This window comes from Cellulomonas biazotea (assembly GCF_004306155.1).
GTDB classification, from domain to species: Bacteria; Actinomycetota; Actinomycetes; order Actinomycetales; family Cellulomonadaceae; genus Cellulomonas; species Cellulomonas biazotea.
Genome location: NZ_BIMR01000152.1, coordinates 1 through 6,931 on the forward strand (window position 1 = coordinate 1; position 6,931 = coordinate 6,931).

Annotated in this window: 7 protein-coding genes and 1 pseudogene; 6 read left to right on the plus strand and 2 right to left on the minus strand. The window is 76.0% G+C overall.

Translation table 11 applies throughout. The features are described 5' to 3' along the window. Together CBZ_RS10785 and dapD are read right to left on the minus strand one after the other, a co-directional pair. Nucleotides 1-760: hypothetical protein (locus CBZ_RS10785; RefSeq protein WP_130781557.1), on the minus strand; the 760-nt coding region annotated here is incomplete at its 3' end. Between the two features lie 4 nt (nt 761-764). Continuing rightward, on the minus strand, nt 765-1,733 hold the full coding sequence (dapD, locus tag CBZ_RS10790; protein ID WP_130781558.1) for a 2,3,4,5-tetrahydropyridine-2,6-dicarboxylate N-succinyltransferase: 969 nt from the start codon (nt 1,731-1,733) through the stop codon (nt 765-767). A 113-nt stretch (nt 1,734-1,846) separates the two neighbouring features. On the opposite strand from dapD, the gene dapE reads away from it, so the two are divergent. The 6 genes and pseudogenes from dapE to CBZ_RS10820 all read left to right on the plus strand — a co-directional run. Then, nucleotides 1,847-2,947: a succinyl-diaminopimelate desuccinylase gene (gene dapE / locus CBZ_RS10795; RefSeq protein ID WP_130781559.1), complete on the plus strand. Its 1,101-nt coding sequence runs from the start codon at nt 1,847-1,849 to the stop codon at nt 2,945-2,947. Between the two features lie 104 nt (nt 2,948-3,051). Then, nucleotides 3,052-3,870, plus strand: a complete 819-nt coding sequence (locus CBZ_RS10800; RefSeq protein WP_130781560.1) for an LOG family protein — start codon at nt 3,052-3,054, stop codon at nt 3,868-3,870. Continuing rightward, on the plus strand, nt 3,867-4,808 hold the full coding sequence (folP, locus tag CBZ_RS10805; protein ID WP_130781561.1) for a dihydropteroate synthase: 942 nt from the start codon (nt 3,867-3,869) through the stop codon (nt 4,806-4,808). Before CBZ_RS10800 ends, folP begins: the two co-directional genes overlap by 4 nt. Beyond that, nucleotides 4,805-6,133, plus strand: a complete 1,329-nt coding sequence (locus CBZ_RS10810; RefSeq protein ID WP_246013273.1) for a hypothetical protein — start codon at nt 4,805-4,807, stop codon at nt 6,131-6,133. Before folP ends, CBZ_RS10810 begins: the two co-directional genes overlap by 4 nt. Nucleotides 6,134-6,320: 187 nt before the next feature. Continuing rightward, complete coding sequence (locus tag CBZ_RS10815; protein WP_013772033.1) at nt 6,321-6,488, plus strand: DUF3117 domain-containing protein; 168 nt, start codon at nt 6,321-6,323, stop codon at nt 6,486-6,488. A 16-nt stretch (nt 6,489-6,504) separates the two neighbouring features. Further along, nucleotides 6,505-6,931, plus strand: a pseudogene (locus CBZ_RS10820) (M17 family peptidase N-terminal domain-containing protein); the annotation flags it as partial.

Consider the following 6,931-nt stretch of genomic DNA (forward strand, 5'->3'; position numbering starts at 1 on the left):
CGACGGCCCACGCCACGCGGCCGGCCCCCGCGGGGTCGGCGGCGGCGAGCGGGGCCGTGTCGACCAGGACCGTCGGCCGGCCGTCGGCGTCGGTCGCGGGGGTCACGGGCAGCTCGCCGAGGTCGCGGAGCACGCGCGCCCCCACGGCGTCCGCCCCGACGCTGCCCGGCTCGGCGTCGTGCAGGCGGCAGCTCAGCGCCGCGGGGGAGAACCCCGTGAGCGCCGACGCGTAGGCGCGCGCACGGCCCTCGTGCTGCGCGTACGCGTCGGGGAAGCCCGAGCGCTGCACGGCCTGTGCGGCCTCGGTGACCGGCAGCTCGGTGTACCCGGCGACCTGCACGAGCCCGTCGTAGAACCGGCCCGTCGAGTAGACGGGGTCGAGGACCTGCTCGGGCGTGCCCCAGCCCTGCGAGGGGCGCTGCTGGAAGAGCCCGAGCGAGTCTCGGTCGCCGTAGTCGATGTTGACGAGCCTCGACTCCTGCAGCGCGGTCGCGAGCCCGATGGTCACGGCGCGGGCGGGCAGGCCGCGCCGCAGCGCGACCGCGGCGACGAGGGCGGCGTTGTCGGCCTGCTCCGGGTCCAGGTACCAGCTCGTGCCGTCGACGGTCGCCGAGCACCGCTGCGCGAGCGGGGGCGCCGCGTCGTGCATCCGCAGGACGGACACGACCGCGGTGGTCGCGCCACCGAGGACGACGACGAATGCGAGGACGCCGCAGCCGACCCGGGTGGCGCGACCGCGCCGGGAGCGTCGACGGGCCACGGCGTCAGTTCGCGTGCAGGGCGGCGTTGAGCTCGACGCCGGCCCCGGCGCGCGCGACGGCCTCGACACCGCCGGTCAGGGAGTTCCGGCGGAACAGCACCCCGTGCGCCCCGGCGAGCTCGCGGGCCTTGACGACGCGCGGCTCCGCGGCCGGGTCGGGCGTGCCGTCGGGCGACCAGCCGAGCAGCGTGACCTTCGTGCCCGCGGTGACGTACAGGCCCGCCTCGACGACGCAGTCGTCGCCCAGCGGGATGCCGAGGCCCGAGTTGGCGCCGAGCAGCGACCGGCGACCCAGCGACACGGTGACCTTCCCGCCACCGGACAGCGTGCCCATGATCGACGCGCCGCCGCCGACGTCGGAACCGTCGCCCACGACGACCCCGGCGGAGATCCGACCCTCGACCATCGACGTGCCGAGCGTGCCGGCGTTGAAGTTGACGAAGCCCTCGTGCATGACGGTCGTGCCGCTCGCGAGGTGCGCGCCAAGCCGCACCCGGTCGGCGTCGGCGACGCGCACGCCCGCGGGGACGACGTAGTCGACCATGCGCGGGAACTTGTCGACGCCGAGGACCGTGACCGGCACGCCCGTCGCGGCGCGCAGGCGGGCGCGGGTCTGCTCGAAGCCGTCGACCGCGCACGGGCCGCGGTCGGTCCACACGACGTTCGGCAGGACGCCGAAGACGCCGTCGAGGTTCTGGCCGTGCGGCTCGACGAGCCGGTGGGACAGCAGGTGCAGGCGCAGGTACGCGTCGGCCGTGTCGGCCGGGGGCGCGTCGAGGTCGACGACCGTGCGCACGACCTCGACCCGCACCCCGCGGGCGTCGTCGACGCGGGCCGCGCCGTCGAGCTCGGGCGGGACGGCGGCGTCGGCCGGGGGCTCGCCCAGCGCGGGCGCCGGGTACCAGGTGTCGAGCGTCGTGCCGTCCGCGGCGATGGTCGCCAGGCCGAAGCCCCAGGCCGTGCGTGCTGTCATGCGGACAACCCTAGACAACGCCGCAGGCGTACCGACCGGTAGCACCGTGGCCCGGCGTCGTGCCGTCGGTCACCCCGGGGCTCGCCCGGCACGCGGCGGCTAGGGTCGCAGTCGTGACCGCGACGCCCCCTGCTGCCCTGGACCTGCGCGCCGACCTCGTGACGCTCACGCGCGCCGTGTGCGACGTTCCGTCCGAGAGCGGGGACGAGACGGTCCTCGCCGACCTCGTCGAGGCCGCGCTGCGCGCGTACCCGCACCTCGAGGTGCTCCGCGACGGCGACACGGTCGTCGCCCGCACCCACCTCGGACGGCCGTCACGCGTGTGCGTCGCCGGCCACCTCGACACCGTGCCGATCGTCGACAACGTGCCGACCCGGCTCGAGGGCGACGGCGACGACGCGGTCCTGTGGGGTCGCGGCACGGTCGACATGAAGGCGGGCGTCGCGGTGCAGCTCGCGCTCGCGGCCGAGCTGACCGACCCGGTCCACGACGTCACGTGGGTGTTCTACGACCACGAGGAGGTCGCCGCCGACCTCAACGGCCTCGGCCGGGTCGTCCGGGAGCACCCGGAGTGGCTCGCGTGCGACTTCGCGGTGCTGTGCGAGCCGACGGACGGCGGGCTCGAGGGCGGCTGCAACGGCACACTGCGGGCCGAGGTCCGGCTCACCGGCGTCGCCGCGCACTCGGCGCGCGCGTGGATGGGACGCAACGCGATCCACGCGGCGGGGGAGGTGCTGCGCCGGCTCGAGGCGTACGAGCCCGCGCACGTCGAGGTCGACGGGCTGACCTACCGCGAGTCGCTCAACGCGGTCCTCGTCTCCGGCGGCACGGCCGCGAACGTCATCCCCGACGCGTGCGTCGTCACCGTGAACTACCGGTTCGCCCCCTCGAAGGACGTCGAGCAGGCGACGCGCCACGTGCGGGACCTGCTCGACGGCTACGACGTCGTCGTCACGGACGCGGCCCCCGGCGCCCGGCCCGGTCTCGACCACCCGGCAGCCGCCGCGTTCGCGGACGTCGTCCTCGCCGTCACCGGCGGGGTGCCCGCGGCCAAGCTCGGCTGGACCGACGTCGCACGGTTCACCGCGCTGGGCGTGCCGGCCGTGAACTTCGGCCCGGGCGACCCGCTGCTCGCGCACAAGGACGACGAGCGGTGCCCCGTCGAGCAGATCCGGACGTCGCACGCGGCGCTGCGCGCCTGGCTCACCACCTGACGCGCGGCGGCTCGGGCGTCGGCCCGGCGTCGGTCCGGCGGCGGGTCGGTGACGAGGCCCGGGCACGCCCACCCGGGTGCGGTCCCGCGGCCTAGAGTCACCCCATGAGCGACGACGGTCAGCCCGCCCCCGGCCAGGGGTATCGCAAGGGCCCTGTCCTGCTGCGCGGCCGGCAGATCCCCTCCAGCACCTCCGACCAGCGCCTGCTGAGCCGGACCGAGGGCGCCTCGTGGTTGCACGACGACCCGTGGCGCGTCATGCGGATCCAGAGCGAGTTCGTCGAGGGCTTCGGCGCGCTCGCGGAGGTCGGCCCGGCGGTGAGCGTGTTCGGCTCCGCCCGCACGCCGCAGGGCAGCGCGCAGTACGCGACCGGCGTGACCGTCGGCCGCCGGCTCGCAGAGGCGGGGTACGCCGTGATCACCGGCGGCGGCCCGGGCACGATGGAGGCGGCGAACCGCGGCGCGTCCGAGGCGGGCGGCCTGTCGGTCGGCCTCGGCATCGAGCTGCCGTTCGAGCAGGGCATGAACGCCTACGTCGACCTCGGCGTGAACTTCCGGTACTTCTTCGCCCGCAAGACGATGTTCGTCAAGTACTCCGAGGGCTTCGTGGTGCTGCCCGGCGGCTTCGGCACGTTCGACGAGCTCTTCGAGGCGCTCACGCTCGTGCAGACCCACAAGGTGACGGGCTTCCCGATCGTGCTCGTCGGCAGCGCGTACTGGCAGGGCCTCCTGGACTGGGTCGGGGGCCCCGTGCTGGACAGCGGGATGATCTCCGACGTGGACCTCGGGCTGCTGCAGGTCGTCGACGGCGCCGACGAGGCCGTCGACATCGTCCGCACGCGCGGGGCCGAGCTGCGCGCGCAGGAGGAGGCCGCCGCGCGCGAGACCGCACGAGCGGCGTCGTCCGCCGAGGGTGCGGGGTGAGCGCGGCGCTCCACGTACCGCCTGCCGGTGCCCCGCTGCGGCTGCGCGGCCGGGTCGTCGGCGACGGACGCCCCGTCGTCATGGCCGTCGTGAACCGTACGCCGGACTCGTTCTACGCCGCGGCCCGGCACGACGACGCGTCGGCGGACGCCGCTGTCGCGCGCGCACACGACGAGGGCGCCGACATCGTCGACCTCGGGGGCGCCCGGGCGGGCCGCGGTCCGCGCGTCGACGCCGCCGAGGAGATCGCCCGCGTGGTCCCCCTCGTGGCGCGCGTCCGCGCTCGGCACCCCGACCTGCTCGTGAGCATCGACACCTGGCGCGCCGACGTCGCCCGCGCCGCCGCCGACGAGGGCGTCGACCTCGTGAACGACACGTGGGCGGGGCACGACCCGCAGCTCGTCGAGGTCGCCGCCGAGCGCGGTCTCGGCGTCGTGTGCTCGCACACGGGCGGCGCCCGCCCGCGCACCGACCCGTTCCGCGTCGCGTACCCGCGCACCTCGTCCGACGACCGGCCGGGGGAGCCTGACGACGCACTCGACGGCGTCCTCGACGACGTCGTGGCCACGGTGTCCGCGGGGGCCCGGCGGGCCGTGGAGCTCGGCGTCGACCCGGCGTCGGTGCTCGTGGACCCGACGCACGACTTCGGCAAGAACACGTGGCACTCGCTGCACCTGGTCCGCCGCACCGCGGCGCTCGTGGCCCTCGGGCACCCCGTGCTCATGGCGCTGTCCCGCAAGGACTTCGTGGGCGAGAGCCTCGACCTCCCCGTCGACGAGCGCCTCGAGGGCACCCTCGCGGCGACGTCGGTCGCGGCGTGGCTCGGTGCGCGCGTCTTCCGCGCGCACGACGTCGCGGCGACCCGGCGGACGCTCGACATGGTCGCCGTGCTGCGCGGCGACGCCCCGCCCGCGCGGGCCGTGCGGGGGATCGCGTGAGCGGCGAGCGGACGGACGTCGAGCCGACGGGCGTCGAGCCGACCGACGTCGAGCCGACGGACGAGCAGGCGGCCCCGGCGGACGCGACGGCTGCTGCGGGACCCGACGCCCCCGCCCGCCGCCGCGCCGACCCGCGCACGTGGCCCTGGTGGCTCCAGGCCCTCGCCGTCTACCTCGCCGGGCGGGCCTTCAGCGCGGTCGCGCTGGTCGTCACCGCGCAGTCCCAGGTGGAGAACTACTGGACCCCCGGGCAGCCGTCCTACCTGCAGTTCACGGGCCTCATGTGGGACGCGAGCTGGTACCGGCAGGCCGCCGAGCAGGGGTACCCGACGGAGCTCCCCGTGGGGTCCGACGGCCTGGTCCAGCAGAACGTCTGGGCGTTCTTCCCGCTGTTCCCCCTGCTGGTGCGCGGTCTCATGACCTTGACGACGGGCCCCTGGTACGTCGTCGCCCCGCTGACGGCCCTGGTCCTCGGCGCCGCCGCGGCGGTCGTCATCCACCGGCTGGTGGAGCGGGGTGCGCCGCGCGCGGTCGCGGCCCGCCCCGGCCTCCCGCTCGCGACGGTCGCCCTGGTCACGGCGTTCCCCACGGCCGTCGTGCTGCAGGTCGCGTACACCGAGTCGCTCGCGCTTCTGCTCATCGCGGCGGCGCTGCTCCTGCTCGTCGAGCGCCGCTACCTCGCCACCGCGGCGGTCGTGCTCGCGCTCGGCTTCACGCGCGCGGTCGCGCTGCCGATGGCGGTCGTCATCGTGGTGCACGCGCTCGTGCGCTGGCGGGCGAGCCGGCGCGGCGACGACCACCTCGGTGCGCGCGACGTCGGCGGACTCGTGGCGCTCGCGGCCGCAGCCGCGGTGTCGGGCGTCGCGTGGCCGCTGATCTGCGGCTGGGTCACGGGCGTCCCCGACGCGTACCTGCAGACGCAGGAGTCGTGGCGCGGTGTGCGTGAGGTCCAGCCGTTCGGCGCGTGGGGGTACGTGTCGCGGTTCTGGTTCCACGAGTGGGCGCCGTGGGTGGTCGCCGCCGGTGCGGCGCTGGTCGTCGCGACGGTCGTGGTCCCCGCCGCGTGGCGGCTCGGCCGGGAGCTGCACGCGTGGCCGGCGGCGTACCTGCTCTACATCGCGGCGGTCATCGAGCCGGGCAGCAGCCTGGCCCGCTTCATGCTGCTGGCCTTCCCGCTGGGCGCCGTGACGGCGGGCGTCGTGACGCGTCCCGCGACGGCCCGGCGGCTGTGGTTCGGCGCGGTCCTCGGGCTCATGCTCGCGCTCCAGCTCGTCTGGGTGTGGAACATGTGGCGGCTGACGCCGCCGCAGGGATGGCCGCCGTGACCGGTCGCACCTGGACGGGCGTCCGGGCGCGGCCGATCGGGCGGTGCACGCACCATCGACCGAGGTCGGCGGATCGAACGTGAACTAAGATGGTCGACGGACAACCGGCATCTCGGGCCTTCCCGGGCGCGCTCTCCTGCGCGCTCGCAGCCCGGCCGGGACGACGAGGCGAAGGAGAGGCCCCCGCATGGCCGCGATGAAGCCGAGGACCGGTGACGGACCGCTCGAGGTGACCAAGGAGGGCCGCGGCATCGTGATGCGCGTGCCGCTCGAGGGCGGTGGACGGCTGGTGGTCGAGCTCAACGCGACCGAGGCCGCCGAGCTGGGCGAGGCCCTGACGTCCGTCGTCTCCTGACGACGGACTGCACGACATGGTGAGGCCGACGACCTCCGGGTTCACCGCCGCCGTCGGGCGGACGCCTCCGGACGTCTCGCTCGTCGGCGGCGCACTCGTCTCGAGCCCGCTGCTGACCGACGGCACCGTGGACGCCGTCGCCGTGCCGGTCGCCCCTGCGGGCCCGGGCGACGACGGCGTCCAGCCGCGCGAGGGCACCGCCGACGCCGCTGTCCGCTACGGCGTCGACCTCGCGGAGGTCGCCGAGCGCGTGAAGCTCACGGGTGCGGCGGGCGAGGCGTACGTCCTGCAGCTCCCGCGGCCCGTCGGGTCCGCGGTCACGCTGCCGTGGGACGGGCTGCCCCCGCGCCTGGTCCTCGTCGGCGTCGGCGACGGCTCCCCGCGCGACCTGCGCCGCGCCGGCGCCGCCCTCGCGCGCGCCACCCGCGGCCTGCGGCGGGTCG

What these genes read in the sequence shown, in the direction of transcription:
- CBZ_RS10815 (WP_013772033.1), top strand. Translation starts at nt 6,321, where the DNA reads ATGGCCGCGATGAAGCCGAGGACCGGTGACGGACCGCTCGAGGTGACC.
- dapD (WP_130781558.1), bottom strand. Translation starts at nt 1,733, where the DNA reads ATGACAGCACGCACGGCCTGGGGCTTCGGCCTGGCGACCATCGCCGCG.
- CBZ_RS10800 (WP_130781560.1), top strand. Translation starts at nt 3,052, where the DNA reads ATGAGCGACGACGGTCAGCCCGCCCCCGGCCAGGGGTATCGCAAGGGC.